The sequence below is a fragment of the Mariniluteicoccus flavus genome (assembly GCF_054776655.1).
Genome location: NZ_BAAHBN010000018.1, coordinates 1 through 25,099, shown reverse-complemented (window position 1 = coordinate 25,099; position 25,099 = coordinate 1). Strand labels below are relative to the sequence as shown.

The following is a 25,099-nucleotide window of genomic DNA, read 5'->3' as shown; positions in this document are numbered from 1 at the left end:
GCCCCTCGTCGTCGAATGGTCGTCGTCGATCTGAATCAGGGGTCAGCGTACAAGCGCCTTGACCACACGCGCCGGGCCGGAGCGTGCGGTCAGCGTGTACGCCCCCACGGATGCCGGCACCAGGATGGTCTCGAACGCGCCGAGGGCGTGCGGGACCCCGGCCGCCGTAGTGATGACGACGTCGTCGCCGTCGACGAGGTTCAGCAGGTGGAACCGGCCATGCGTGTCGTCGTGGGCCACCGCGCGGCCGGCCAGGTTGGTCCGCCACACGTCGAAGAACAGGTCGTCGAGCTCGCTGAGGCACTCGACGACGACGCCGTCCTCCTCGTGGCGCACGGCGGCCCGCGGGATCAGTTCGTCGACCACCGCGCGCCCGCGTCGCGAGGCCGCGACGTTGGCGAAGGCGTGCTCCTCGTGGACCGCGCGCGGGGCGCCCGAGTCCGAGGTGCGCATCCAGTCATAGAAGCGCAGCGAATAGAGGTAGGGCGTGGCCGAGATCTCGAGCACGAGGTTGTCGACGCCCGAGGCATGGGGCGTGCCGGCCGGAATGAGGTACAGCTGGTGCTCCCGGGCGTCGTGGCGTTGCACGAAATCCTCCACCGCAAGGGGTTCCAGCCCCTGTGCCGACCGATGGGCGGCCGCCGCGAACTCCGTCAGGTCGCAGTCGCCGCGCAGGCCGAGGAAGACCGAGGCGCCCGGCGTCGTCCGCGACGTGTAGTAGCTCTCGTGCTGGGTGTAGCGCCACCCGAAGAACTTCGCCATGTATTCGTCGGTGGGATGGCAGTGCAGCGACAGGTTGCCGCCGCCCATGGTGTCGAGATAGTCCATGCGAATTGGGAACGAGGCGCCGAACATGTCGACGATCTCCTCACCCAGCACGGATTCCGGGTGGAGGGCGCAGACCAGCTGGAACGGGATCTCGATGGCCTGTTCGGCGTCGCCGACCTGGACCCCGTTCTCGGGCGCGATGAACTCATAGCCCAGCGCCGTGTTGCCGCGCGGGGCGGGGAAGCCCAGCTCGCTCGCCGCCCACTGCCCGCCCCACGGGGTCGAGTTGACATAGGGCATCACGCGGAAGGCCTGTGTGGACAGCGATTCCACGGTCGTACGCCAGGTCTCGCGATCGGCCCACGTCGGCTGCTCGTCGTCGCGCCACGTGCCGAGCGTGTCCCAGCGGGCGGCGTTCGCGTCCCGGTGCTTGTCGGACAGTGGCCAGTCCGCATAGAACAGGCGGCGATAGCTCGGTCCCGGGAGTCCGCCGAGGTGGGCGTACTCGCCACGGGCGAGGGCCGCCTCGGCGTACCGCTTGGGGCGGTCGAGCCAGACGCGGTGGCCGGCGACGAAGGCCGCCGCCCCGGGTCCGACGACGAGGGTGCCGGGGGCGAGGTCGCGCCCGACCGCGGCGGGGTCGAGGAGGTCGGCCAGGGCGCAGGAGGGGATCGCGTCGAAGTTCGGGTCACCGGCGAGGTCGGCCGAGGTGGTGAGCTCCAGGACCTCGTCCACCCGACGGAAGCAGGACCGGGTGTCCAGGACCGCGCGTCCGGGGAGGGCCGCCCCGGCCCGGGCCAGCACCTGGTCCCAATCGAGGGCGGGAGGCCCGTCGATCGCAACCACGGTGTCAGGCAGGGCGGGCCACAGGGCGTCCCAGCCGCGGGTCACGGCCCCGTGGACGGGGGCATAGACGGGCGAGCGGTTGTAGGCCATGGCGAGTCCTTCCGGCGGCGCAGGGGAGGGGGTTGGCCCCGACGATGGGTAACGATAACATCGCGCCATGAGCGCCGCCGAGGGCCGAGCAGCAGAGACCGCCGGGGACATCCCGGGGAGGGCGTTGACTGTCCTGGACACCCACTGGATGCCCGACCGCGGCTGGACGGTGCCCCATCCGGCGACCTATCCCCACCTGTGGCTGTGGGACTCGGCGTTCCACGCCATCGCCTGGGCGCGCCTGGGCGACGAACGCGCGGTCCCCGAGTTGGAGGCGCTGCTGGGCGGTCAGCTCGACGGGGGCACGGTGCCCCACATGCGCTACGGCGACGCCGGGCCGGACACCTTCCTCGGGCCGCTCCCCGACCGCTCGTCGCTCACCCAGCCGCCACGCCCACCTGGCCGAGGACCACGTGCACCCGAACGATGCAGGCCACGCGGTCATCGCGGACGCGGTGCTGCGGGCGCTGGGCGGCCGCGGTCACGCTCGCTGAGGGGCGTCAGCGAGTCGACGTGAGCGGGATGCGGCTCAGAAGTTCTTGCGCTCCAGCTCAGCGGTCTTCACGTCGGCATTGGCGCGCGTGATGGCGGCCTTCGCCTGGGTGATGGTCGCCTCCGCGTGGGCCTGGGCGCGCTCGGGGCCCTTGACCTTGGCGAGGTTGCTCTTGCCGACGAGCGCGAGGATGCCGGCGATCACGAACATGATCACGGCCATCACCACGAAGCCGAGCGCGATCCAGCCCGTCGGCGAGCCGAAGAGCTTCGCGAAGCCCAGCGCACCGGCGATGAACAGCAGCGAGACGCCGTTCAGGCCGAAATAGCCCGCGCCGCCGAACAGCCCGGCGCCGACGCCGGCGTGCTTGGCCGAGGGGACGAGCTCCGACTTCGCGAGCTCGATCTCGCCGCGGACGAGCGTCTTGACGTCCTCGCTGATCAGCTTGACGATGTCACCCACGCCGGGGGTCGCCGAGGCGGAGGTGCGATCGTCGCTGGGTACGTATTCGTGCGCCATGGGCATGAATGTAGTGCCAAAGCCGTACGCGGCCCAACGTGCCCCGCCCGTGGGTCCGGATCAGGCGTCGATCTGGTCCGGATCGGCCCGTCGCCGTGACAGGACGTTGAGTGCGATTCCGGCGATCACGGCGGCGGCGATCGAGGCCACGAGGACGGCGGCCTTGGCGCCGTCGACGAGGTGGGCGTCGCCCTTGAAGGCGAGTTCCGACACGAAGAGCGCGACGGTGAAGCCGACGCCCGCGAGCGAGCTGACGGCGAAGACCTCGCGCCAGCGGAGGTCGGACGCGAGCTCGGCCCTCGTGAACCGAGCTGTGAGCCAGGCGCCGCCGAAGACGCCGATGGGCTTGCCGACGACGAGGCCGAGCAGGATGCCGAGGCCGACGGGATTGGTCACGACCTCCTTGAGCGCAGGCACGTTGACGGCCACGCCGGCCGACAGGAGGGCGAAGATCGGCACGACGAGTCCCGCCGAGATGGGATGCCAGAAGTGGCCCCAGGCGTCGGCGGGGTCGACGGGGTCGTCGGCGGCCGAGCGGGTCAGCAGGCCGAGGAGCACGCCGGCGATCGTCGCGTGGACGCCCGACTGGAGCATCGCCCACCAGGCGATCACGAACAGGGGGACATAGAAGGCCCAGTGGTCGACGTGCTTGCGCTGCAGGAGCCACCACACGACGGCGCAGCCGAGCGCGAGCGCGAGCCACAGCAGGCTGATCGACTCGGTGAACACGGTCGCGATGACGAGGATGGCGCCGAGGTCGTCGACGATCGCCAGGGTCAGCAGGAAGGCGCGCAGGCTCGTCGGCAGGCGCGAGCCGACGGCCGCCAGGATGGCGAGCGCGAAGGCGATGTCTGTGGCCATGGGAATGGCCCAGCCGCCGGTGTGCCCGCCGGGCAGGCCGCCGTTGACGGCCACATAGATGCCGGCGGGGACGACCATGCCGGCGAGGGCCGCGACGATCGGGACGAGGGCCTCGCGCGGGTTCGCCAGCGATCCCGACGTCAACTCGCGCTTGAGCTCGAGGCCGGCGACGAAGAAGAAGATCGTGAGCAGGCCGTCGGCGGCCCAGTGCTGCAGGGAGAGCGGGCCGAGATAGACGTGGCGTACGTGGTCGTAGGACTCGTGACCGACGTTCGCCCAGATCAGCGCGGCGACGGTGGCGACGAGCATGAGCGCGCCGCCGACGGTCTCCTGGCGCAGGAGGTCGGGCAGGACGCGGGCGTCGTCCGCGCCGAGGCCGGCGAACAGGCGACGCCGGGGCGCGCCGGACCCGTCGACATCGGGAGAGGTGGGGGAAGTGGGGGAGACACGCTTGTCAGAGGTCATGGACTCGCTTCGCGTTCGGGGTCGGTCGGGAGACTGCCGACCAGACTTCCCGGCTCACCGAGCGGTCATTCTACCGACTCGTGGGTGCGGCTCCCAATCCGTGTATTAGCGACCCTAAAACACACTCAGCACGCCGTACACGGCGTGCTGAGTGTGAATAGCGGTCGCTAATACGCGGGTGGGACTCACTCGCCCTTCGGCGCCGACCCCAGCGATCCCTTGATCAGGTCCATCACGCTCGAGTCGGTCAGCGTCGTGACGTCGCCCAGCTCGCGGTTCTCGGCGATGTCGCGCAGCAGGCGCCGCATGATCTTGCCCGAGCGCGTCTTCGGCAGCTCCTGCACGACCATGATCTGGCGCGGCTTCGCGATCGGGCCGATCTCCTTGGCGACGTGGGCGCGCAGCTCGTTGACGATGTCCTCGCCGCCGTCACCCGCCTCGCCGCGCAGGATGACGAACGCCACGATCGCCTGGCCCGTGGTCGGGTCGTTCGCGCCGACGACCGCCGACTCGGCGACCTTCGGATGGGAGACGAGCGCCGACTCGATCTCGGTGGTCGACATGCGGTGGCCCGACACGTTCATCACGTCGTCGACGCGGCCGAGCAGCCAGATGTCGCCGTCGTCGTCCTTCTTCGCGCCGTCGCCGGCGAAATAGACGCCGTCGAACCGCGACCAATAGGTGTCCTTGAAGCGCTGGTCGTCGCCCCAGAGCGTACGCAGCATCGCGGGCCACGGCTTGGTGACGACGAGATAGCCGCCCTGGCCGTTCTCGACCGGCTGGCCCTCCTCGTTGAACACGTCGACCGTCACCCCGGGCACGGCGCGCATCGCGGCGCCGGGCTTGCCGTCGGCCACGCCCGGCATGGGCGCGATCATGTGCATGCCGGTCTCGGTCTGCCACCACGTGTCGACGACGGGGACGTTGTCGTGGCCGATGTGGGTGCGATACCAGACGTACGCCTCGGGGTTGATCGGCTCGCCGACCGACCCGAGCAGGCGCAGCGACGAGAGGTCGAACTTCGCGGGGATGTCGGCGCCCCACTTCATGAACGTGCGGATCGCGGTCGGCGCGCAATAGAGCTGCGTCACCCGATATTTGTCGATGATCTCCCAGAACCGGCCCTGGTGGGGCGTGTCGGGCGTGCCCTCGTACATCACCGAGGTCGTGCCGTTCACCAGCGGCCCATAGACGAGGTAGGAGTGGCCGGTCACCCAGCCGATGTCGGCGGCGGTCCAGAAGATGTCGGTCTCGGGCTTGAGGTCGAACGCCGCCCAGTGGGTGTAGGACGTTCCGACGAGATAGCCCGCCGTGGTGTGGAGGATGCCCTTGGGCTTGCCGGTCGACCCGGACGTGTACATCACATACAGCGGCTGCTCGGCGGGGAACATCTCGGGCGTGTGCTGGTCGGACTCCGCGCCGAGCACGTCGGACCACCACTGGTCGCGGCCCTCGACCATCGCGGTCTCCTGGCCGGTCCGCTTGACCACGAGCACGTTCTTGACCTGCGGGCACTTCTCGAGGGCGGCGTCAACGGCCGGCTTGAGAGCCGAGGCCGAGCCGCGGCGATAGCCGCCGTCGGAGGTGATGACGACCTCGACGCCGCAGTCGTTGAGGCGTGTCGAGACCGCGTCGGCGGAGAACCCGCCGAAGATCACCATGTGGGGCGCGCCGAGGCGGGCGCACGCGAGCATCGCGACGACGGCCTCGGGGATCATCGGCAGATAGATCGCGACGCGGTCGCCGGCCTTCACGCCCAGCTTCGTCAGCGCGTTCGCGGCGCGGCAGACCTCGGCGGTCAGCTCCGCGTACGTGATCGCGCGGTCGTCGCCCGGCTCGCCCTCGAAGTGGAAGGCGACGCGGTCGCCGTGGCCTGCCTCGACGTGGCGATCCAGGCAGTTGTACGCGGCGTTCAGCGTGCCGTCGGCATACCACTTCGCGAACGGCGGGTTCGACCAGTCGAGCGTCTCGGTGGGCTTCGTGCCCCAGGACAGGCGGTCGGCCTGCTTGGCCCAGAAGGCCTCGGGGTCCTTGGCTGCTTCCTGCAGCGTCTCCTCGGTGACGTTCGCGTGCGCCGCCAACTCGGCGGGCGGGGGGAAGGTGCGGTCCTCGTGGAGGAGGTTGGCCAGGTTCTCGTCGCTCACGTCGGCTCCTTTGCTGATGTTCGGCAGCCCCTGCGTGAGGGGCATCACACGACTTCCACACTAGCCACCGCAGCGGCGGCGCGGCAGGGGAACCGGGAAAGGTGGGACGAGACGGGCGTACGCGCCCCGACCCCTCCCGTCCTAGGGTGGGGCCCATGTCGGATCGGTGGAGCGTGGACCGCGTCATGGCCGCCGCTCCCGATTCCTCCTCCCAGGTCGCCGGCCGCAAGCTCGCCACCCCCGGCCCGTGGTCGCAGACCGGCGCGTCGGGGGCGATGGTGTGGGGCGAGTGTCGCGGGTCGTCGAAGACGCCCTATCGGGTGTCGGTCGACACGGAGGCCCCGGCGTACCGGTGTTCGTGCCCGTCGCGGAAGTTCCCCTGCAAACACTGCCTCGGCCTGCTTTTCCTGTGGGCACAGGGACAGCTCAACGAGGATGGCAGCGTCGGCGCCGCTCCCCAGTGGGCCGCCCCGCCGGCGAAGAAGGCCGAGACGGCGGCCGACGAGGACGCCGAGGACAGCCCCGAGAAGGCCGAGCAGCGCCGCGCCGCCGCCGAGCAGCGCGTCCGGCAGCGCGAGGACCGTGTCACCGCCGGCATGACCGAGCTGATGACCTGGCTCGACGACCAGGTGACCCGCGGGCTCGTGCGCTCCCGCACCGACCGGCGGGCCACGGACGAGGTCGCCGCGCGCATGGTCGACGCGCAGGCGCCCGGCGTCGCGCGGCGGCTGCAGGCGGTGGCCGGCCCGTGGTCGGGCGGCGACTGGGTCGGCACCGCGCTGGACCAGCTGGGGCTGCTGCGCCTCCTCGCGCAGGCCTGGCTCGACCGCGACCACCTCGACCCCGACCTGGTCGCGACGGTCCGCGGCCACCTCGGCTTCACCGTGCCGTCGGCGGAGGTGCTCCAGCTGCCGCCGGTCCGCGACCACTGGCTCGTCGCCGGTCTGCACGACGTCGACGACGAGCGCGTCGCCACGCGCCGGGTCTGGCTGCAGGGCGCGACGACGCGGCGCTGGGCACTGGTGCTGCTGTTCTCGGTCAACGGCGCCGCGTTCGACTCGACGCTCGCCCCGGGCACCGTCATCGACGCCGACCTGCACGTTCACCCCGGCACGCTGGGCCTGCGCGCCACCATCGGCGAGAAGCACGCCGACGTCCCCGGTCCAGTCCGCTGGGATGCGGGCGCGGGCACGGTCGCCGAGCTGCAGGAGGCGTACGCGGCCACGCTGGCCCGCGACCCGTGGGTCGACCTCATGCCCATCGGCGTACGCGGCCGCCTGGGCCGCATCGGCGACGCGTGGGCGCTCACCGACGACGAGGGGCGCAGCGTGCGCCTGACCGGCGCCGAGGAGGCGCTCTGGAAGGCCCTCGCCCTCGCGGCCTCGGCGCCGGTGTCGGCGCTGGGGGAGTGGAGCCCGGCCGGCCTGAACCCCTTGTGTGTCATCGATCCCGAGGTCACGGGCGGGGAGGTGGTGGTGCTGTGAGCGGCATCGAACGCCTCGTTGTGTCTGCGGCGGTGGGCACGGCCGCGCGACCGGTGGACCCGGCGGCGCTGCCGCAGGAGCTGCGCCCGCCCGAGGTCGAGGGACGGACGCCGGGCGCGACCCTGCTCGAGGCCGCCGCCCTGCACGCCATGGCCGCGCGCGCCTCGGCGGGACTGGTCGACGGGGCCGTCGAGCCGCCGGTCCTGGCGGCGGAGACCCGCGCGGTGGCGGGCCGGCGGTGGACGACGGCGTTCCGGCAGGCGCTCGGTTCGCGCTCGACCGAGGTGGTCGTCGAGGCGCTGGTGGCCCTTGCGCGGCAGGGAATGCGACTGCCGCACGCGGTGGTGGTCGACGTGCTCGCGATGCCCGTGCCCGTCGAGTTCCGTGGCCGGGTGCCCGTCGACGTGCTCGGCGTACGCGGCCGGTGGCTGCAGTCCCACGAGCCCTTCGGGACCTGGGCGCTGGCGGCGCCGGCGACCGATCCCGACGACGACGTGTGGGACACCGGGACGACCGCCGAGCGGGCGACCTGGCTCGGCCGGCTCCACCGCAACGATCCCGACCGGGCCCGCGCGCTGCTCGACGAGGTGTGGGAGGGCGAGGACCGCACGGCCCGCGAGGCGCTCCTCGGCGCTCTGGGGCCGTCGCTGACCGCGGCCGACGACGCCCTGCTCGAGCGCGCCCTCGACGACCGGGCCGCCGGCGTACGCACCCTCGCGCAGGCGCTCGTGCCCGGCGTGCCGGGGACCGCGTACGCGGCGCGGATGACCGAACGCATGGCGGGGCTGGTCCGCCGCGGCCTGCTCGGCCGCGTCCGCGTCGACCTCGACGGGCTCGCCGCCGACGCCCGCGACGGCATCCCCGACCCCGCCAAGGACTGCGACCGTGCGTTGGCCCGCATCGTGGAGGGGGTCCCGCTCGACCGCTGGTTCGACCTGACCGGCCGCGTCGCCGCCGCGCTCGTCGGGCGCGAGGTCGCCGACGGCGTCACCCTCGACCGGGGTCTCGCCGCCGCTGCCGTGCGCGCCCGCGACGTGGAGGTCTGCGACGCGATCGCCGCCGCGGTCGCGCGATCCCTGTCCCACAAGGACGCGCGCCCCGACGCGGCCGAGCTGGAGGCGACCCGGCTCGCGTCGGGACGCCCCCGGACCGAGGCGGTTCTGGCGGGGCTGTCGTCGGGCAATCCCTTCTGGCTCACGCTTCTGGAGGACCAGACCTGGCCCGAGGACGTCGTCGCGCCGGTCCTGCACGCGCTGGTCGGGCGCGAGACGCGCTCGATCCCGCGCGCGCTCGCCCTCCTGGTCGCCCACGGCGACGTGACCGGCAGGATCGACCTCGCCGACCAGGTGCGCCAGCTCGCCGCCGCCAAGGATTTCCCGCAGGCCCAGCGATCCCGGGCGTACGCGGCCGCCATGAACCTCGACCTCCGCCGCACCCTCGTCCTCGAACTCAAGGAGCACCGATGACCGACACCGCGACCGAAACCACGCTCGAGACGGGGCTGCTGCGCCCGCACGCGGAGCAGGCGTACGCCGAGGAGCTGGCCCACCTGGCCGAGGTCGACGACCGGCCCCGCCCGACGAACTGGCGGATGTCGCCGTGGGCCGTGGTGACCTATCTCATCGGCGGCACGCTGGACGACGGGTTCGTCCTCACGCCCAAGTATGTCGGCAGCCGCCGCCTGATGGAGGTCGCCGTCGCCACGCTCGCCACCGACCGGGCGCTCCTGCTGCTCGGCGTGCCGGGCACCGCGAAGTCGTGGGTCTCGGAGCACCTCGCCGCGGCCATCAGCGGCGACTCGACCCTGCTGGTTCAGGGCACGGCGGGCACGGCGGAGGAGGCCGTGCGCTATGGCTGGAACTACGCGCGGCTGCTGGCCGAGGGCCCGAGCCCGCGGGCGTTGGTCGCCTCGCCGGTGATGACCGGCATGGAGGAGGGGCGCATCGCGCGGGTCGAGGAGCTCACCCGCATCCCGTCCGACGTGCAGGACGGCCTCATCACCGTGCTGTCGGAGAAGACGCTGCCCGTGCCGGAGCTCGGCACCGAGGTGCAGGCCCGACGCGGGTTCAACATCATCGCCACTGCCAACGACCGCGACCGCGGCGTCAACGACCTGTCGTCGGCGCTCCGACGCCGCTTCAACACCGTCGTGCTGCCGCTGCCCGCGTCGGCCGAGGACGAGGTGTCGATCGTCGCGCGGCGCGTGGCCGACCTCGGCTCCGCGCTCGAGCTGCCCGAGGCGCCCGACGCGCTCGACGAGATCCGCCGCGTGGTCACGATCTTCCGCGAGCTGCGCTCCGGCATGACGACCGACGGCAAGACCTCGCTGAAGGTCCCGACCGGCACCCTGTCGACGGCCGAGGCCATCTCGGTCATCACCAACGGGCTCGCGCTGGCGACCCACTTCGGCGACGGGCTCCTGCGGGCCGGCGACGTCGCCTCCGGCATCGTCGGCTCGGTGATCAAGGACCCGGTCGCCGATTCCGTGGCCTGGCAGGAATATCTCGAGGCCGTCGTTCGCCAGCGCAAGGATTGGAAGGATTTCTACCGCGCCGCCCGCGAGGCGTCGGCGTGACCGACCTCGACGTCGCCGAATCGCCGCCGGTGGAGGATTCCGAGCCGGTTTGGCCGCCCGTCCGCGTCCTCGGCGTACGCCACCACGGGCCCGGCTCGGCGCGCGCGGTGAGGGCGGCGCTGGAGGCGTACGCGCCCGACGTCGTGCTGGTCGAGGGGCCGCCGGAGGCGGACGCGCTGGTGTCGCTGGTGGGCGACACCGGGATGGAGCCGCCCGTGGCGCTGCTGGCGTACGCGGCCGACGACCCCGGGAAGGCCTCGTTCTGGCCGATGGCGGCGTTCTCGCCGGAGTGGCAGGCGCTGCGGTGGGCGGTGGAGAACCACCGCGAGGTGCGGTTCATGGATCTGCCGGCGGCGACGATGCTGGCACTGCGGGACGAGGACGGCTCCTCGACTCGGCCGCAGGCGGCCTCGCTCGGAGAACGTTCTCCGTGCGAGCGCCAGCGAGACGAGGAGCCTGACGACGACGCCGACGACTCCTCGTCTCGGCCGCAGGCGGCCTCGCTCGGAGAACGTGAGGTCGGCTCCGTCCGCGGTGACCCCATCGCCGTCCTCGCCCACGCCGCCGGCTATGACGACCCCGAGCGCTGGTGGGACGACGTCATCGAGCACCGCTTCGACGGCGATCCGTTCGACGCCGTCGCCGAGGCCATGGAGGCCCTCCGTGAGGCCGCCGTGCGCGAGCGCTCCGCCGACGACGAGGAGCTCGAGCAGCGCCGCGAGGCCCACATGCGCAAGGTGTTGCGCGCCGCCCAGAAGGACGGCCACGCCCGCATCGCCGTCGTCTGCGGCGCCTGGCATGTGCCGGCGCTGACCGGCAAGCTGCCGACCCAGGCCGACGACAACCGCGTCCTGCGCGGCCTGCCGAAGCGGAAGGTGACGATGACGTGGGTGCCGTGGACCCACTCGCGGCTGTCGTTCCGATCGGGCTATGGCGCGGGGGTGGACTCGCCGGGCTGGTATCACCACCTGTTCACCCAGCCCGACGACACCATCGTCCGCTGGCTCACCGGCGTCGCGCGCGTGCTGCGCGGCCACGACCTGCCGGTGTCCAGCGCCCACGTCATCGAGGGCGTCCGCCTCGCCGAAACCCTGGCGGGGTTGAGGAACCGGCCGCTCGCCGGCCTCGACGAGGTCATGCAGGCCACGCTCGCGACCATGTGCGACGGCAACCCCGTCGCCCTCGAGCTCGTCACCCGCGACGCCGTCGTCGGGGAGCGCCTCGGCACCGTGCCGGACGCGGCGCCGGCGGTGCCGCTCGATCGCGACCTCCGCGCCACCGCGAAGACGCTGCGGCTGCCGCTGTCGGCCGAGGCCAAGGAGCTCACGCTCGACCTGCGCAAGCCCAACGAACGGGCGCGATCCCAGCTCCTGCAGCGATTGCGCGTGCTGGGCATCGGCTGGGGCGAGGAGGTCGACGCCGGCGGCCTCGGCACCTTCAAGGAGGGCTGGGACATCACGTGGGCGCCCGAACTGTCGGTGCGCGTCATCGAGGCCTCGGTGTGGGGCACGACGGTCGAGGCCGCGGCCACCTCCAAGCTGCTCACCCGCACCGAGACGCTCGCCGCCGTCACGGGCGCCGTCGCCGAGGCACTCCGCGCCGACCTCGTCGACGCCCTGCCCGACCTGCTGGTCGCGCTCGAGGCGCGCGCCGCCGCCGATCACGACGTCGTCCACCTGATGGAGGCGTTCCCCGCGCTCGTGCGGGCCCAGCGCTATGGCGACGTCCGCGGCACCGACGCGTCGGCCCTCGCCGGCGTGACCGAGGCGCTGCTGCTGCGCATCTGCACCGGCCTGCCCCCGGTCGCCGGCGGCCTCGACGACGACGCGGCCGCGGTGCTGGTCGACCACCTCGAGCAGGTCGACGCGGTCCTGCCCCTGCTGGCCGACGACCGCGCGCGCGAGCGCTGGCTCGCCACGCTGGGGGAGCTCGCCGACCGCCACGACGTACGCGGCCTCCTGGCCGGACGTCTCGTGCGCCTGCTGCTCGGCGCCGAGCGCCTTACGCCCACGGAGGCGGCGCGGCGGCTCTCGCTCGCGCTGTCCCACGGCACGACGGCCGCCGAGAAGGCCGGCTGGGTCGAGGGGCTGCTCGCGGGAGGTGCCCTGCTGCTGGTCCACGACCCCACCTTGCTCGAGGTGATCGACGCCTGGCTCGTCGAGCTGGCCGCCGACGAGTTCCCCACGGTCGTGGCGATGCTGCGGCGCACGTTCGGGGCGTTCGAGCCCGCCGAGCGCCGCACGCTGGCCGACCGCGTACGCCGGCTCGGCTCCGGCACCCTGCGGTCCACCGGCGACGACGAGCTCGACCTCGCGCTGGCCGCCGACGCGCTGGCGACCGTCGGCCGCCTGATCGGAGGATTCCATGACCACGCCCGATGATGACGCCCGGCCCGTCGACGCCCCCGATCCCCACCCCAGCGGCGATCCCGAGGCCGAACGGCTGCGGCGGTGGCGCCTCGTGCTCGGCTCCGACGACACCGACGGGTCGATGGATTCCCTGCTGGACAAGGAGGGCCGGACGATGGACCGTGCCCTCGGCGAGCTCTACGACAAGAAGCCCGTGTCCACCGGCGGCGGCCGACAGGCCGGCCTGGGCGCGTCGTCACCGCGCGTCGCCCGCTGGCTGGGCGACATCCGCACCTACTTCCCCCAGACCGTCGTGCAGGTCATGCAGCGCGACGCCATCGAGCGGCTCGACCTGAAGCGCCTGCTGCTGGAGCCGGAGCTGATGCAGTCGGTCGAGCCCGACATCCACCTCGCGACCACGCTGGTCCAGCTCGGCTCGGTGATGCCGGAGACGTCGCGATCGACCGCCCGCAAGGTGGTGCGGACCGTCGTCGAGGAGGTCGAGCGCCGCATCGCCGAGAGGACGCGGAGCGCGGTGAAGGGTGCGATCAACCGGGCCGTGCGTACGCATCGCCCGCGGCTGGCTGACATCGACTGGAACCGCACGATCGCGAAGAACCTCAAGCACTATCTGCCCGAGCACAAGACCGTGGTGCCCGAGCGCCTGGTCGGCCACGGCCGCCACGCCACCGGCGTGCAGCGCGACGTCGTGCTGGCCATCGACCAGTCGGGGTCGATGGCCGAGTCGGTCGTGTTCGCGTCGATCTTCGGCGCCGTGCTGGCCACCATGAAGGCGCTGAAGACCTCACTGGTGGTGTTCGACACCGAGGTCGTCGACCTCACCGACCTGCTCGACGACCCCGTCGACGTCATCTTCGGCACCCAGCTCGGCGGCGGCACCGACATCAACCGCGCCATCGCCTATTGCCAGACGCTGATCACGCGGCCGACCCAGTCGATCTTCGTGCTGATCTCCGACCTCTATGAGGGTGGCGTCCGCGACGAGATGCTGCGGCGCATGCGCCAGCTGCGGGAGTCCGGTGTCCAGGTCGTCACCCTGCTGGCGCTCAGCGACTCGGGCGCCCCCGCGTACGACCACGCGCTCGCCGCGGAACTCGTCGCGCTCGGCATCCCGGCGTTCGCGTGCACGCCCGACCGGTTCCCCGAGCTGCTGGAGGAGGCGCTGTCCAGCGGCGACCTGCTGCAGTGGAGTCACGACGAGTCACGACGAGGCGGCGCGGTCGTCGGGCGCGGGGACGACCGGGCCGACGAGACCGAGCGGGATTCAGAACCGCAGTGAGATCCGCAGCGACTCCTCGGTGACCGGCTGCGTGAGCTCGGTGTGGTCGACGTACGCGCGCCAGCACATCGCCTGGAACGGCAGCAGCAGCGGCTCGGGCGGCCGGGACGAGGCCGCGTACAGCTCTTCGACATCGGCGAGCAGCGACTCCCGCTCGCTCGCGTCGGCGCGGGCGATCGCGGGCCGGTTCGCGACCATCGCGAGCATCCCGTCGCGATCGATGGGAATCCAGTTGCGGAAGGCCTTCTGCTCGACGTCGGGGAAGTACGCGGACGAGGTCAGCGCCACGATCGTCTCCGTGCCGTAGTCGCCCCGCATCGCCGTCGGGTCGACCTCCTGCAGGCGGCGCGCGAGCCGCTTCACCCACGGCACGGTGTCGTCGCGGCTGTCGAACACCACGGCCAGGTGGCCGCCCGGCCGCAGGACGCGCGCGAACTCCGCCAGGGCGAGGCCGGGGGCGAAGTTCGTGAACGACTCGTGCACCGTGACGACGTCGAAGTGGCACGAGTCGTAGGGCAGCGCCTCGGCGCGCGCGACGGTGACACACGCCTCCGGGAGACGGTCGCGGAGCCGGCGTACGCGGGCGTGGTCGGAGTCGAGGCAGTGGACGGTGTGACCGGCGTCGACCAGCTGGGCGGCCAGCGCGCCGCGCCCCGAGCCCACGTCGAGGACCCGCTGCGCTGCGCCCGGCACCATCCAGTCGACGGCCGGCGGGGGACAGGCAGTGCGGCGTTTCATGGGGCAGACTCTAGGCCGTGACCGATCCTCTCGCCGACCTCGCGCGCCTCGAGGGCGTGCCGTCCGCCGTCGCCGCCGCGCTCGACGCCGCCGACGCCGTGCTTCGTGACCGTGGCCGCCGCCAGGTGCCGGCCGAGGTGTCGGCCCAGGCGCTGCTGGCCGGCGCGAAGGCCTCGGCGCGGATCGAGGGCGACGAGTGGCTGGCGGGTTCGGTCCGCCTGTCGACCGAGCTGATCGAGCTGGCGGGCGCGGTGCGGCGTACGCCGGCCCAGGTCCTCGCGCGCGCCCACGTCCTGCTCGCGCGCGGCGTGGTCGAGGACGACGCACTGGGCCGCACCACGACGACCGAGACCGATCGCCTGGCCGGCCTGATGGGGCTGCTGGCGGGGTCCACGACGGCGTCCCCGCTGGTGCTCGCGGCCGTGGCGCACGCCGAGGTGGCGACGCTGCGACCGTTCGGTGGCGGCGACGGGGTGCTCGCCCGGGCCGTGGAGCACCTGGTGCTCATCGAGGCCGGGATCGATCCGCGCGCCGCGCTCGTGCCGGAGGCGGGCCACGCCGCCGCGGGATCGGCGTATTCTGGGGGCTTGCAACGCTACGCGACCGGGCAGGCCGCAGGGGTGCGCGACTGGATCGTGCACTGCGCGCAGGCCCTGACCTTCGGGGCGGAGTCGTCTCCGCTCGGGGCAGCGCGGCGCTTCAGGAAGGATGGCAGTGTCTGACTGGGCCCAACCCTTCGTCGAGGCCGGGTGGGCCTTCGACGACCGGCACCAGAGCGTCGTGTCGGGGGGTGACTGGCAGGCGTCGCTGGGGGTCGTGATCGACGCGACGGGCCGCTGGCACGTGCGCCTGACGACACAGGACGCCGCCGGCGAGTCGCGGCGCGATTACGGGTTCAAGAAGTTCCACCTCGTGGGGGCCGACCCCCAGGCGTACGCGCGGTTCGCCGCGACGCTGATCGAGGGCGCGGCCGGGCTGTCCAAGAAGTCCCGCAAGGAGCTCACGCGGCAGCTCGCGGCGCAGGTCAACGCCGCCGGGGCGACGATGGTCTGGTTCCGCGGCGACAAGAAGATCGAGCTCTGATCGCGGCCTGAGCGGGGTCGTGGTGCGGACGTGAAACGGCCCCCGATGCACGGGGCGCCCGGGGGCCGTGACCCACCTCAGTGCAGGTGACCAGGCGTGCAATTCTCTGTGTCGGCTCGGGTGAACCCGGGACTCGACAACCCTTGAGACGGTTATGGTCGCCGCGTGGGTGCCTGACTGCTGTGGAAGGAATCCTTGACTCCTTTGTACGCCTGCCGTCGCCGTTTGTGAAGACCCTCGGGTGTGATTCTTTCCACAGGTCGAGTTCCTGTCCGCGGAGTTGTCCACAGATTCCCTGACGGCCGGATGATCGGCACCGGCTGCCTGCATGGTCGAGCCATGGCGATCCCCTCCCTCGGCGCATCCGGTCCGTCCCTGGCCGATGCGCGCGTGCTGATCCTCACCGGCGACGGCGAGCTGGCCGACACCGTCCTCGCGGCGGCCGCGTCGGTGGACGTCCCCGCCGTCCACGACGCCGACCCCGCGCTGCTGGCGCGCCCGTGGCGCGCGGTCGTCGTCGGCGTCGACCAGGCGGCCGCCGCGGCGCGGCACGGACCGGTCGACGCCGGCACGTGGCACGTCGTCGGACGGGCGGGGGACGAGGAGGTGCTCTGCGGGTGGTCGGCGACGCTCGGCGCGACCATCGCGGTGCTGCCCGACGGGGTACGCGCGCTCTCGGCGTCCCTGGCGGGCGCGACGGGCGCGCGGGCCACGGTGCTCGGCGTGGTCGGGGGATCGGGCGGTGTGGGCTCCACGACCTTGGCGGTGGGGCTTGCCGACCTGGCTGCGCGCCGGGGGCTGCGTACGCTGCTCGCCGACCTCGACCCGCGCGGCGGCGGCGTCGACCTCGCGCTGGGACTGGAACGTACGCCGGGGCGCCGGTGGTCGGGCTTCGCGGCGGCGCGGGGCTTCGTCGGCGACGTGCAGGCCCACCTGCCACCGGCGCCCGGGCTCGGGGTCCTGGCGTGGGACCGCGACCCCGAGGCCGAGGTGCCCGGGTCGACGGCGATCGCGTCGGTGCTGCGGTCGACGTCGCGCACCCACGAGGTCGTGGTGGTCGACCTCGCCCGGGGCGGCGGCGACCTCGCCTCCCACATCGCGCTGTGCGACGGCACCGTCGTGGTCGGGGTGGCCACGGTGCCGGGGCTCGCGGCGGCGCGCGCCGTCGTGGCCGAGGCCGATCCCACGGCGCCGCTCGCCGTGGTGGCGCGCCCCGGGGTGCTGGGCGGTGACGAGCTCGCCAGGGGACTGGGCGTGCCCCTGCTCGGCACGCTGCCGCACGATCGGGCGGTGGCCGGCGCGCTCGACCGCGGCGAGCCGGCGGGCCGCGTGGCCGGCCGGGCGTACCGGCGGGCGCTTGCGTCGATCGCCGAGCGGGTGCTGCCGTGAACGCCGCGGACATGGAGCGGCTGCGCGTACGCCTGGCCGAGCTGGGTCGACCCCCGGCCCCCGCCGACGTGGCCGAGGCGATGCGGTCGCTCGGCCAGCTCGTGGACGACCGCGTGCTCGTCGACGTGGTCGAGCGGCTGCGGCGCGAGTCGACCGGGGCGGGCCTGCTCGAGCCGCTGCTGCGTACGCCTGGGGTCACCGACGTGCTGGTCAACGGCCACCGGGCGGTGTTCGTCGACCGCGGCCGGGGGCTCGAGCCGGCGGGGGTGGAGTTCGCCTCCGAGGAGGACGTACGCCGGCTCGCGGTCCGGTTGGCGACGTCCATCGGGAGGCGGTTGGACGACGGCTCCCCCTTCGTCGACGCGCGGCTCGCCGACGGCACGCGCCTCCACGCGATCCTCACCCCGCTTGCCGATCCCGGCACCTGCCTGTCGCTCCGCGTACCCGCGGGGCGCCGGTTCTCGCTGGAGGAGTGGGTGGCGGCGGGCTCGGTGCCGGCGGCGGGAGCCGACGTGCTGGACGCGATGGTGCAGTCACGGGTGGCGTTCCTCGTCGCGGGTGGCACGGGATCGGGCAAGACGACCCTGCTGGCCTCGTTGCTGGCGCGCGTGCCCGCCGACGAGCGCATCGTCGTGGTCGAGGACTCCCGCGAACTCGACCCCGACCACGGCCACTGCGTGCGGTTGGAGGCGCGGGTGCCGAACGCCGAGGGGGCGGGCGCGGTGCCACTGACGGTGCTGGTGAAGCAGGCGCTGCGCATGAGGCCCGACCGCCTTGTGGTGGGTGAGGTCCGCGGGGCCGAGGTCTGCGATCTCCTGCAGGCGTTGAACACCGGCCACGAGGGCGGTTGCGGGACGATCCATGCGAACTCGGCGGCCGACGTGCCGGCGCGGCTCGAAGCCCTTGCGGCGTTGGGGAACATGGGCCGCGAGGCGCTCCACCTCCAGGCGGCCGCCGCGCTCGACGCCGTGATCCACGTGCGACGCGAGGCGCGGTCGGGCGTACGCCGGGTCACCGGCATCCACGTCGTCCACCGCACGAGCGACGGGATCGGCGTCGTGCCGGCGCTGGAGTTCGACGGCGACCGGGTGCGGCGAGGTCCCGGAATCGACGTGCTGGAAGGGATGTGGGGCCGGTGACCGCCCTGGCCGCGCTGCTCGCGGCCGGCGCGGCGTGGGCGTGGTGGCCGGCGCGGCGCTCGCGGGTGCCCATGGGGCGGCGGCGACGGTCGGGCGGGCCGGGGCTGGAGGCGGCGTACGCGGGGGTGGCGTTCCTGGGGGTGGTTCTCGTGGGTTCGGTGGCCGGATCGCCGGCGGGCGCGGTTGGCGCCGCGCTGGCGATCGCCGGCGGGGGACTGGCGCTGGTGGTGCGCGGGCGGTGGCGTACGCGGGCGCGCGACCGCACCGCCGACGACGTCGCCCGGGCCTGCTCGGCGCTGGCGCAGGAGCTGTCGATCGGGCGGGTGCCCGCGACGGCGCTGTCCTCGGCGGCCGACGACTTCGCCGTGCTGCGGCCGGCGGCCTCGGTGGCCGCGGTCGGCGGCGATGTCGTGGCGTTGTGGGAGGAGGCGGCGGCCGCGCCGGGAGCCGACGGGCTGGGCCGGTTGGGGCGTGCGTGGCGCATGGCCGAGCGTACGGGCGCGCCGCTGGCCGACACGCTGGAATCGGTGGCGTCGCGCCTGCGGGACGACCGCCAGGTGACCGTCGTCGTCAACGGGGAGCTGGCGGCGGCGCTGATGACGGGCCGGCTGCTGACGGTGTTGCCGCTGGCGGGCCTCGGCATCGGTTATGGCATCGGGGGCGATCCCCTGGATTTCCTTCTGGGCAATGCGATCGGACAGGCCTGCCTTGTCGTCGGCACCTGCCTCGGCACCGGCGGCCTGCTGTGGACCGAGCACATGGGGAACGGGCGACGGAGCCAGAAGGGCGGGAAGTGATCGTGATCACCGCGGCAGTCCTCGCGGCGCTGGCCGGCTGGTGGGCGGCGGGACCGCCGCGTGCGCCGGCGCCGCTGAGCGTTCCGGTGGCCGGGCCAGGGGCTTCTGGCGTGCTTGGGCTGCGTACGCGGGTGGGCGCTGGCGCGGCGCTGGGGGTGCTCGCGGCGCAGCTGGCGCCGGGCCCGTGGTGGGTACGCCTGGTCGCGGCCGTGGTGGTGGGCGCGGTGGGGTTCTGGGGGCTGGGGCTCATCGGGCCCGACCACCGCGATGACGAGGCCCTGCGGGGGGAGTTCGCGCCGGAGGCGCTCACGTTGCTGGCGTGCGGGGTGGAGGCGGGCCTGCCGCTGGGGGCGGCGCTGGCGGCGGTGGCCCCGACCATGCCCGGCATCGTCGGGGCCGACCTCGCCCGCGTCCAGGCCGGTCACGAAATCGGGTTGGCCGAGCGCGACGCCTGGGCCGCGCTCGAGGCGAGCGAGGCGTGGAGGCGCGCGGCCACCGACATCGGGCGGGTTGCAACGTCGGGAGCTGCTGTGGCGCCGGTGCTGCGGCGCCACGCGGAGCTGCTGGTGCACGCCGACCGCGACGCGCGGCTAGAGACGGCGCGGACAACGGGCGTACGCAGCGTCTTCCCGCTGATGGTGTGCTTCCTGCCGTCGTTCGTGCTGGTGGGGATCGTTCCGGCGATCGGTGGCGTCGTGATGACGGTGTTCCGATGAGGGGGGAGTTGTCCACAGGTTCGAAGGACCTCGAAGCGTTGTCCACAGGTGGCCCTTCGAGGTGAACCGTTTGGCGTTCTCGCCGCCATGGTGGGGGCGTGGCGAGATCGCCGCGGAAACCCAACAAGAAAAGGAAACCATCATGGCAGAGATCGTGATCGAGCAGGCTCCCGTCATCGAGGGTGCCGACCAGGTCGAGGTGGCCGGGCGCGGCGAGCGTGGCATGACGACGGCGGAATATGCGGTCGGCATCATCGCGGCGTGCACGCTGGCGGGCGTCCTGATCCTGGTGCTGAAGGAGCCGGCGTTCCAGCAGCTCATGGGTCAGCTGATCGGGGACATCCTGAAGAACTTCCTCAAGGTCAAGTGACACCACCCCACTGAGATCGCGGGCGGCCGGTCCCCATACCCCGCCCGCGATCTCGACCACTCCCTCCTGAAACCTCACCAGAGAACGGAATTGGTCATGGACCACTCCTCGCGCCCCGACCGCGGCATGGTCACCGCCGAGCTGGCGATGGGCCTCATCGCCCTCATGCTCGCCGTGGCGGCCGGCATCGGCCTCATCGGGGTCGCGCTGGTCCAGGGCCAGTGCTGGGACACCGCGTCCGAGGTGGCCCGGCAGGTCGCCCGGGGCGACCGGGCCGCCCTCGACCGGGCCAAGAACGATGCACCCGCCGGGGCCCGGGTGACGATCGGGCGTGACGCCGACGTCGCCGTGGTGACGGTGCGCGCCACGGCCCGGCCATTCGGCCCGCGCGGTCCCGGCGTCGACCTCAGCGCCACGGCGCGGGTCGTCGCCGAGCCCGGGGTGAAGCCGTGAGGCGCGACGACCGCGGGGCGGCGACCCCAGCGGTGCTGGCGGTCGCCGTCCTGCTCCTGGTCGTGTCGGGCGCGGTCGCGCTCGTCATCGCGTACGCGGCGGCCCACCACCGGGCCCGCGGAGTGGCGGACCTGGCGGCGGTGTCGGGGGCGGGGGCGTACGCCTCCGGAGAGCCGTGCGCCGTCGCCGGGCGTGTGGGCCGGGCCAACCGGGCGCGGGTCACGACCTGTGAGGCGGTCGGCGACGCGGTCGACCACGTGGTGACGGTCGAGGCCGAGGTCACCGTCGGGCGGACGTTCCCCGGGCTGCCCACGTCGGTGCGGGCCCGCGCGAGCGCCGGACGCCTCGGATGATCAACCCAGCAACAGATCGGCGAGATCGCGCGCGCCGGCCTTGTCGAGCATCTGGTTGCCGTTGCCGCACTTCGGCGAAATGACACAGCTCGGGCAGCCCGCGGCGCACGGGCAGGCGGTGAGCCGGTCGCGCGCGGCCGACAGCCAGTCACGGGCGACGTCGTACGCCTCCGCGGCGATGCCGGCGCCGCCGGGAAGCCCTTCGTGGACGAAGATCGTCAGCGTCCCGGTGTCGGGGTGGAGCGCGGTCGACAGGCCGCCGACGTCCCACCGGTCGCTCGGCACGAAGGCGGCGAGCAGGCCTATCAGCGTGTGCTCGAGCGCGTGGGCGGCCGCGCCCAACTGCACGTGACTGAACCCCAATGACTGCAACGCCTGTTCCGGCAGGGTCCACCACACCGCGTGGGTCGTCATGCGGTGTTCCGGCAGGTCCAGCGGGGTCTCGTCCCAGACATCGCCCGTGCGGGCGTCGCGCCGCAGATAGCCCGTGACCCGGCTGGTCAGCGTGACATCGCCGAACGCGAGCGTTCCCTGACCACACGGCGATTCCTGCCGCGCGGCGATGATGGCGACGTCGGAGGTCTCCTGGGCCTGCGTCGTCCAGCCCGGATCGTCGCGGTGGACGAAGGCGACGGCCTCGCCGCGGTCGAGCTCGTCGACGACCCAGACCTCGCCGGCGTGGACATAGACGGCGTCGGGGTGGAGCGTACGGTCGGCGGCTGCGGGATCGACGGTGCCGACGACGCCGCCGGTCTCCTCGTCGACGATCTCGACCGCGCGCCCGCCGATCGCGCGCAGGTCGATGGCGTCGACCGCCCGGTCGGGACGCGTCCAGAACCAGCCTCCGGCCCGTCGACGCAGCACCCCGGACGCGGTGAGCTGGTCGAGCAGCGTCACGGTGTCGGGCCCGAACCACGCCGTGTCGGCCTCGGTGCACGGCAGTTCCTGTGCGGCCGCGGCGAGGTGACGCGCCACCACATAGGTGTTGTGGGGGTTGATGACGCTGCGCTCGACCGGCGCGTTCACGATCTGGTCGGGATGGTCGAACAGCCACACGTCGAGGGGATCATCGCGGGCCACCAGCACGGCCAGCGCGTCGGACCCCGAGCGCCCCGCCCGGCCGACGCGCTGCCACAGCGCCGACAGTGTGCCGGGATAGCCCGAGACCACCACCGCGTCCATGCCGGCGATGTCGACACCGAGCTCGAGGGCGTTGGTGGTCGCGACGCCCGCGAGCTCGCCGGACTGCAGTCCGGCCTCGGTCGCGCGACGCTCGGCCGGCAGATAGCCGCCGCGATAGGACGCGATGGTCGACCCCACCTCGTCGCGGGCCCGCCGCGCGACGACCTCCACCATGTGGCGCGAGGCGACGAAGGCCAGCGTCTGGCGGCCCTCGCCGACGAACCGCGTCAGCAGGTCGCCGGTGGTGGTGTCGTGGTGGTCGCCGCTGGCCCAGAGGGCGAGGTCGAGCGCACCGTGGGGGGAGGCGTCACGGTCGACCAGGGTGATCGCGTCCTCGTCGACCCCGACGAGTCGCGCCATGGCCTCGACCGGGTTCGCCGTCGTCGCCGAGGCGCAGACGAACACCGGCGACGCCCCGTACGCCGCGCACAGCCGCCGCAGCCGCCGGATGACCTGGGCGGTGTGGGAGCCGAACACGCCGCGATAGCGATGGGCCTCGTCGATCACGACATAGCGCAGCGACCGCAGCAGCGGGGCCCAGCGCTCGTGGTTGGGCAGGATCGAGCGGTGGAGCATGTCGGGGTTGGTGAGCACGTACGCCGCGTGGTCGCGCGCCCACGCCCGCTCGGCGGTGTCGGAGTCGCCGTCGAGGGCGGTCACGCGCCACGACGGCACGTCGAGGGCGCGGCAGGCGCGCAACTGGTCGTGGGCGAGCGCCTTGGTGGGCGCCAGATAGAGGGCCGTGTGGGGCCGGGACAGGAGCTCGCGTACGCGGTTGGAGGCGGTCGCCTCGACGCGGGGCAGCGGCGGGGGAGCAGTGGGCTCGCCGCCCCAGGTCGCGGCCAGGATCGGCAGGAGGTACGCGAGGGACTTCCCGGACGCCGTACCGGTGGAGAGGGCCACGTGGCGGCCGGAGTGCGCGGCGTCGGCGGCGTCACGCTGGTGGGTCCAGAGCCGGGCGAAGCCCTGCCGGGTGAGGGCCTCCGTCACCGGGTCGGGAAGCCACGCGGGCAGGCATGTCGTGGTGCCGGGCGTTGCGGGCCGGTGATGGTGGTGTCGCAGCGCGGGATCGTCGATCATCCAGTCGGGCAGCGGCACTCGTCCAGAGTGCCACGTCCCACCGACAGGACCGCGGCGCTCGTGTCGACCGTCCGCAGCCATGATCCCTCGGTGCGTCACCATGGAAGTTCCATCAGTCAAGGAGGCCCCATGCGTACGACCCACATTCCGCTCTCCCGCGCCGGAGTCGGCGCCCTCGTCGCGGCGTCGTTCGCGCTGACCGCCTGTTCGGGTGCAGGAGCGCCCAGTGTCCCCGCGCCGCCGGCCCCCAGCGCCCCGGCGCCTGCGCCCGCGACGTCCGCCCCGGCCTCAAGCGCGCCGGCAACGAGCGCCCCCGCATCGAGCGCACCCGCAACCACCTCGGGCGGAGGCTCGGCTGCAGGGTCTCAGACGACACCCGAGGCCGTCGCCGAGACCTTCCTGCACGCCCTCGGCAATGGTGACGGCAAGGGCGCCTGCGCGGTGATGGCGGCCAACAACCAGCCGATCTCGTCGATCCCGGAGGCCAAAGGCCTCTGTGAGACGTCGTTCGGGCAGGTCGCGCAGTCGGCCGCGAAGTCGTCTCCCGATCTCAAGGACGCCAAGGTGACGGGCGCGACGGTGTCGGGCGACTCCGCCGAGTTCAAGTCGGCGAAGGTGACGTCGTCGATGGGCCAGGGACTGCTGGGATCGATGAAGGCGGTGAAGATCAAGGGCGCGTGGTACATCACGAGTTAGATTGCGTCATGCATTGCGTCGCTCCGCGACGCGATCGGCCTCGCGCCCTCAATCCGGTGTCTTCGGACACTCTTCGCAACGCGGCCCTCGTTTCTGGATCGGTTCCGGCCTGGTCTGCGGGGGCCGCGTTGCTCATCGGTCCTCCAGACACCGGGCGCGCGAGTCCCAAGACATGGCTGACCAGGGGACGTTCTCCGAGCGAGCGCCAGCGAGACGAGGAGTGGTGACGACCTGCGGACCGGTCCACGATCTCCGAGCGAGCACTTCGTCTCGGCTGCGGGGCGGCGTCGCTCAGCACAGGCTTCGCGAGACGAGGAGCCGGGCATCCCGCGGGACTGCACCCACGTTCTCCGAGCGAGGCCGCCTGCGGCCGAGACGAGGAGCCGGGCATGCTTCGTGCCCGCCGGGTGGGTTCTCCTGGCGGGTCGGTCAGCAGGGATGTGGGCGGCGGTCGTGCCGGTGGGTCAGGCGGCGGTCTCGTTCGTGAGGGGGATGAGGGCGGGGCTGTGCTGGGCTAAGGCTCGTGCTGCGGCGGCTTGTGCTTCTTCCATGATCTGTTGTTTGGCGTGTTTCTCGGCGAGTTCGGCGGCTCGTCGGGTGGCTTGGCGGATGCGGCGCCGGGTTCCGGTCGGGTCGATGATCAGGTCGGTGTCGGGGTTGCGGGTGTAGGTGCCGTGGGGTGTGGTCCAGAACTCCTGTCCAGTGGGGGTCTTCCAGTGCTTCACGCCGGGGCGGACGGGGGTGGAGGTGAACCCGCCGAATGTCTTGGCCCGGTGGACCCGCTTCGACAGTGGGGTGAGGTTGGTGGTGCAGGTCGCACCGAGCGGGAACTCGATGATGTGATCGAGGTCGATGAACTTCCCGGCCGAGCGCCGTGTGGAGAACGGGAATGCCTCGTACTCCTCCCGCAACAACACTTCACGCCGCTGCGCCTCGGTGGGTTCGTAGCCGACGGTCACGTGCGGCACCTCGGGATCCAGGACTGGCCGGACGGTGACCTTCTCGGCGTTCGCGAGGAGTGCGTCGAGTTGGGAGCGGGCGACCGAGCCGAGGCCGGTGACCTGGCCGCCGGCGCCGCGGTCGACCTGATCGGGGCGGACGTGGACCACGAGCTCGAGGAGGTCATTGCGCGACGGCAATCCCGACGACGTGTCGGCCTGGTCAGTGTCGTCGAGGTCGAGGGTTCCGGCGCCGAGGACACGACCCGCGC

The 25,099-nt window shown here is 72.9% G+C and carries 22 protein-coding genes and 1 pseudogene; 16 read left to right on the top strand and 7 right to left on the bottom strand.

Annotated elements, in window-relative coordinates; genetic code table 11:
* Nucleotides 1-42 precede the first annotated feature (42 nt).
* Nucleotides 43-1,704, bottom strand: a complete 1,662-nt coding sequence (locus ACYVAG_RS17175; protein WP_460771704.1) for a class I mannose-6-phosphate isomerase — start codon at nucleotides 1,702-1,704, stop codon at nucleotides 43-45.
* A 67-nt stretch (nucleotides 1,705-1,771) separates the two neighbouring features.
* On the opposite strand from ACYVAG_RS17175, the gene ACYVAG_RS17170 reads away from it, so the two are divergent.
* Nucleotides 1,772-2,221, top strand: a complete 450-nt coding sequence (locus tag ACYVAG_RS17170; protein ID WP_460771701.1) for an MGH1-like glycoside hydrolase domain-containing protein — start codon at nucleotides 1,772-1,774, stop codon at nucleotides 2,219-2,221.
* A 12-nt stretch (nucleotides 2,222-2,233) separates the two neighbouring features.
* Here ACYVAG_RS17170 and ACYVAG_RS17165 read toward each other — a convergent pair whose 3' ends face one another.
* From ACYVAG_RS17165 to acs, 3 genes are all read right to left on the bottom strand, one after another.
* Nucleotides 2,234-2,716 carry a phage holin family protein gene (locus tag ACYVAG_RS17165; RefSeq protein WP_460771700.1) on the bottom strand — a complete coding sequence of 161 codons (483 nt, stop codon included), beginning with the start codon at nucleotides 2,714-2,716 and terminating at the stop codon, nucleotides 2,234-2,236.
* A gap of 60 nt (nucleotides 2,717-2,776) precedes the next feature.
* Entirely contained in the window at nucleotides 2,777-4,042 is a 1,266-nt protein-coding gene (gene nhaA, locus ACYVAG_RS17160; RefSeq protein ID WP_460771698.1) for a Na+/H+ antiporter NhaA, read from the bottom strand.
* Nucleotides 4,043-4,227: 185 nt separating this feature from the next.
* Nucleotides 4,228-6,186, bottom strand: a complete 1,959-nt coding sequence (gene acs / locus ACYVAG_RS17155; protein WP_460771696.1) for an acetate--CoA ligase — start codon at nucleotides 6,184-6,186, stop codon at nucleotides 4,228-4,230.
* 155 nt (nucleotides 6,187-6,341) lie between these two features.
* Between acs and ACYVAG_RS17150 the strand changes: the two genes are divergently transcribed.
* Genes ACYVAG_RS17150 through ACYVAG_RS17130 form a run of 5 tightly spaced genes read left to right on the top strand, consistent with a single transcriptional unit; the run spans nucleotide 6,342 to nucleotide 13,893 of the window.
* Entirely contained in the window at nucleotides 6,342-7,670 is a 1,329-nt protein-coding gene (locus tag ACYVAG_RS17150) for an SWIM zinc finger family protein (protein WP_460771694.1), read from the top strand.
* Entirely contained in the window at nucleotides 7,667-9,136 is a 1,470-nt protein-coding gene (locus ACYVAG_RS17145; RefSeq protein WP_460771692.1) for a DUF5691 domain-containing protein, read from the top strand. The genes ACYVAG_RS17150 and ACYVAG_RS17145 overlap by 4 nt, the downstream gene beginning before the upstream one ends.
* Nucleotides 9,133-10,245 carry an ATP-binding protein gene (locus tag ACYVAG_RS17140; protein WP_460771690.1) on the top strand — a complete coding sequence of 371 codons (1,113 nt, stop codon included), beginning with the start codon at nucleotides 9,133-9,135 and terminating at the stop codon, nucleotides 10,243-10,245. The genes ACYVAG_RS17145 and ACYVAG_RS17140 overlap by 4 nt, the downstream gene beginning before the upstream one ends.
* Complete coding sequence (locus ACYVAG_RS17135) at nucleotides 10,242-12,626, top strand: DUF5682 family protein (protein WP_460771687.1); 2,385 nt, start codon at nucleotides 10,242-10,244, stop codon at nucleotides 12,624-12,626. The genes ACYVAG_RS17140 and ACYVAG_RS17135 overlap by 4 nt, the downstream gene beginning before the upstream one ends.
* Nucleotides 12,610-13,893, top strand: a complete 1,284-nt coding sequence (locus tag ACYVAG_RS17130) for a VWA domain-containing protein (RefSeq protein ID WP_460771686.1) — start codon at nucleotides 12,610-12,612, stop codon at nucleotides 13,891-13,893. Before ACYVAG_RS17135 ends, ACYVAG_RS17130 begins: the two co-directional genes overlap by 17 nt.
* Here ACYVAG_RS17130 and ACYVAG_RS17125 read toward each other — a convergent pair.
* Complete coding sequence (locus ACYVAG_RS17125; RefSeq protein ID WP_460771684.1) at nucleotides 13,879-14,631, bottom strand: class I SAM-dependent methyltransferase; 753 nt, start codon at nucleotides 14,629-14,631, stop codon at nucleotides 13,879-13,881. The genes ACYVAG_RS17130 and ACYVAG_RS17125 overlap by 15 nt on opposite strands.
* A gap of 17 nt (nucleotides 14,632-14,648) precedes the next feature.
* Between ACYVAG_RS17125 and ACYVAG_RS17120 the strand changes: the two genes are divergently transcribed.
* The 9 genes from ACYVAG_RS17120 (at nucleotide 14,649) to ACYVAG_RS17080 (ending at nucleotide 20,931) form a co-directional block, all read left to right on the top strand.
* On the top strand, nucleotides 14,649-15,353 hold the full coding sequence (locus tag ACYVAG_RS17120; protein ID WP_460771682.1) for a Fic family protein: 705 nt from the start codon (nucleotides 14,649-14,651) through the stop codon (nucleotides 15,351-15,353).
* Nucleotides 15,346-15,714: a hypothetical protein gene (locus ACYVAG_RS17115; RefSeq protein ID WP_460771681.1), complete on the top strand. Its 369-nt coding sequence runs from the start codon at nucleotides 15,346-15,348 to the stop codon at nucleotides 15,712-15,714. Before ACYVAG_RS17120 ends, ACYVAG_RS17115 begins: the two co-directional genes overlap by 8 nt.
* A 339-nt stretch (nucleotides 15,715-16,053) precedes the next feature.
* Entirely contained in the window at nucleotides 16,054-17,103 is a 1,050-nt protein-coding gene (ssd, locus tag ACYVAG_RS17110) for a septum site-determining protein Ssd (protein ID WP_460771679.1), read from the top strand.
* Nucleotides 17,100-18,242, top strand: coding sequence for a TadA family conjugal transfer-associated ATPase (locus tag ACYVAG_RS17105; RefSeq protein WP_460771678.1), 1,143 nt, complete (start codon nucleotides 17,100-17,102; stop codon nucleotides 18,240-18,242). The genes ssd and ACYVAG_RS17105 overlap by 4 nt, the downstream gene beginning before the upstream one ends.
* Entirely contained in the window at nucleotides 18,239-19,039 is an 801-nt protein-coding gene (locus tag ACYVAG_RS17100) for a type II secretion system F family protein (protein ID WP_460771677.1), read from the top strand. Before ACYVAG_RS17105 ends, ACYVAG_RS17100 begins: the two co-directional genes overlap by 4 nt.
* On the top strand, nucleotides 19,036-19,755 hold the full coding sequence (locus ACYVAG_RS17095) for a type II secretion system F family protein (RefSeq protein WP_460771675.1): 720 nt from the start codon (nucleotides 19,036-19,038) through the stop codon (nucleotides 19,753-19,755). Before ACYVAG_RS17100 ends, ACYVAG_RS17095 begins: the two co-directional genes overlap by 4 nt.
* Before the next feature lie 142 nt (nucleotides 19,756-19,897).
* The gene (locus ACYVAG_RS17090; RefSeq protein WP_460771674.1) at nucleotides 19,898-20,125 is read left to right on the top strand and encodes a DUF4244 domain-containing protein; all 228 of its coding nucleotides are present in this window, start codon (nucleotides 19,898-19,900) and stop codon (nucleotides 20,123-20,125) included.
* 96 nt (nucleotides 20,126-20,221) lie between these two features.
* Complete coding sequence (locus ACYVAG_RS17085) at nucleotides 20,222-20,578, top strand: TadE family type IV pilus minor pilin (protein ID WP_460771673.1); 357 nt, start codon at nucleotides 20,222-20,224, stop codon at nucleotides 20,576-20,578.
* Entirely contained in the window at nucleotides 20,575-20,931 is a 357-nt protein-coding gene (locus ACYVAG_RS17080) for an Rv3654c family TadE-like protein (protein WP_460771671.1), read from the top strand. The genes ACYVAG_RS17085 and ACYVAG_RS17080 overlap by 4 nt, the downstream gene beginning before the upstream one ends.
* Here the strand turns inward: ACYVAG_RS17080 and ACYVAG_RS17075 are convergent, their stop codons facing one another.
* Complete coding sequence (locus ACYVAG_RS17075; RefSeq protein WP_460771717.1) at nucleotides 20,932-23,193, bottom strand: DEAD/DEAH box helicase; 2,262 nt, start codon at nucleotides 23,191-23,193, stop codon at nucleotides 20,932-20,934. It lies immediately after the preceding gene.
* Between the two features lie 129 nt (nucleotides 23,194-23,322).
* Here ACYVAG_RS17075 and ACYVAG_RS17070 point away from each other — a divergent pair, with 129 nt between their 5' ends.
* A complete protein-coding gene (locus ACYVAG_RS17070) occupies nucleotides 23,323-23,889 on the top strand; it encodes a hypothetical protein (RefSeq protein WP_460771668.1) in 567 nt (188 codons plus the stop codon).
* A gap of 464 nt (nucleotides 23,890-24,353) precedes the next feature.
* Here the strand turns inward: ACYVAG_RS17070 and ACYVAG_RS17065 are convergent.
* Nucleotides 24,354-25,099: pseudogene (locus ACYVAG_RS17065) on the bottom strand (hypothetical protein); the annotation flags it as partial.

What these genes read in the sequence shown, in the direction of transcription:
- ACYVAG_RS17175 (WP_460771704.1), bottom strand. Translation starts at nt 1,704, where the DNA reads ATGGCCTACAACCGCTCGCCCGTCTATGCCCCCGTCCACGGGGCCGTG.
- ACYVAG_RS17170 (WP_460771701.1), top strand. Translation starts at nt 1,772, where the DNA reads ATGAGCGCCGCCGAGGGCCGAGCAGCAGAGACCGCCGGGGACATCCCG.
- ACYVAG_RS17165 (WP_460771700.1), bottom strand. Translation starts at nt 2,716, where the DNA reads ATGGCGCACGAATACGTACCCAGCGACGATCGCACCTCCGCCTCGGCG.
- nhaA (WP_460771698.1), bottom strand. Translation starts at nt 4,042, where the DNA reads ATGACCTCTGACAAGCGTGTCTCCCCCACTTCCCCCACCTCTCCCGAT.
- ACYVAG_RS17150 (WP_460771694.1), top strand. Translation starts at nt 6,342, where the DNA reads ATGTCGGATCGGTGGAGCGTGGACCGCGTCATGGCCGCCGCTCCCGAT.
- ACYVAG_RS17140 (WP_460771690.1), top strand. Translation starts at nt 9,133, where the DNA reads ATGACCGACACCGCGACCGAAACCACGCTCGAGACGGGGCTGCTGCGC.
- ACYVAG_RS17130 (WP_460771686.1), top strand. Translation starts at nt 12,610, where the DNA reads ATGACCACGCCCGATGATGACGCCCGGCCCGTCGACGCCCCCGATCCC.
- ACYVAG_RS17125 (WP_460771684.1), bottom strand. Translation starts at nt 14,631, where the DNA reads ATGAAACGCCGCACTGCCTGTCCCCCGCCGGCCGTCGACTGGATGGTG.
- ssd (WP_460771679.1), top strand. Translation starts at nt 16,054, where the DNA reads ATGGCGATCCCCTCCCTCGGCGCATCCGGTCCGTCCCTGGCCGATGCG.
- ACYVAG_RS17090 (WP_460771674.1), top strand. Translation starts at nt 19,898, where the DNA reads ATGGCAGAGATCGTGATCGAGCAGGCTCCCGTCATCGAGGGTGCCGAC.
- ACYVAG_RS17085 (WP_460771673.1), top strand. Translation starts at nt 20,222, where the DNA reads ATGGACCACTCCTCGCGCCCCGACCGCGGCATGGTCACCGCCGAGCTG.
- ACYVAG_RS17075 (WP_460771717.1), bottom strand. Translation starts at nt 23,193, where the DNA reads ATGATCGACGATCCCGCGCTGCGACACCACCATCACCGGCCCGCAACG.
- ACYVAG_RS17070 (WP_460771668.1), top strand. Translation starts at nt 23,323, where the DNA reads ATGCGTACGACCCACATTCCGCTCTCCCGCGCCGGAGTCGGCGCCCTC.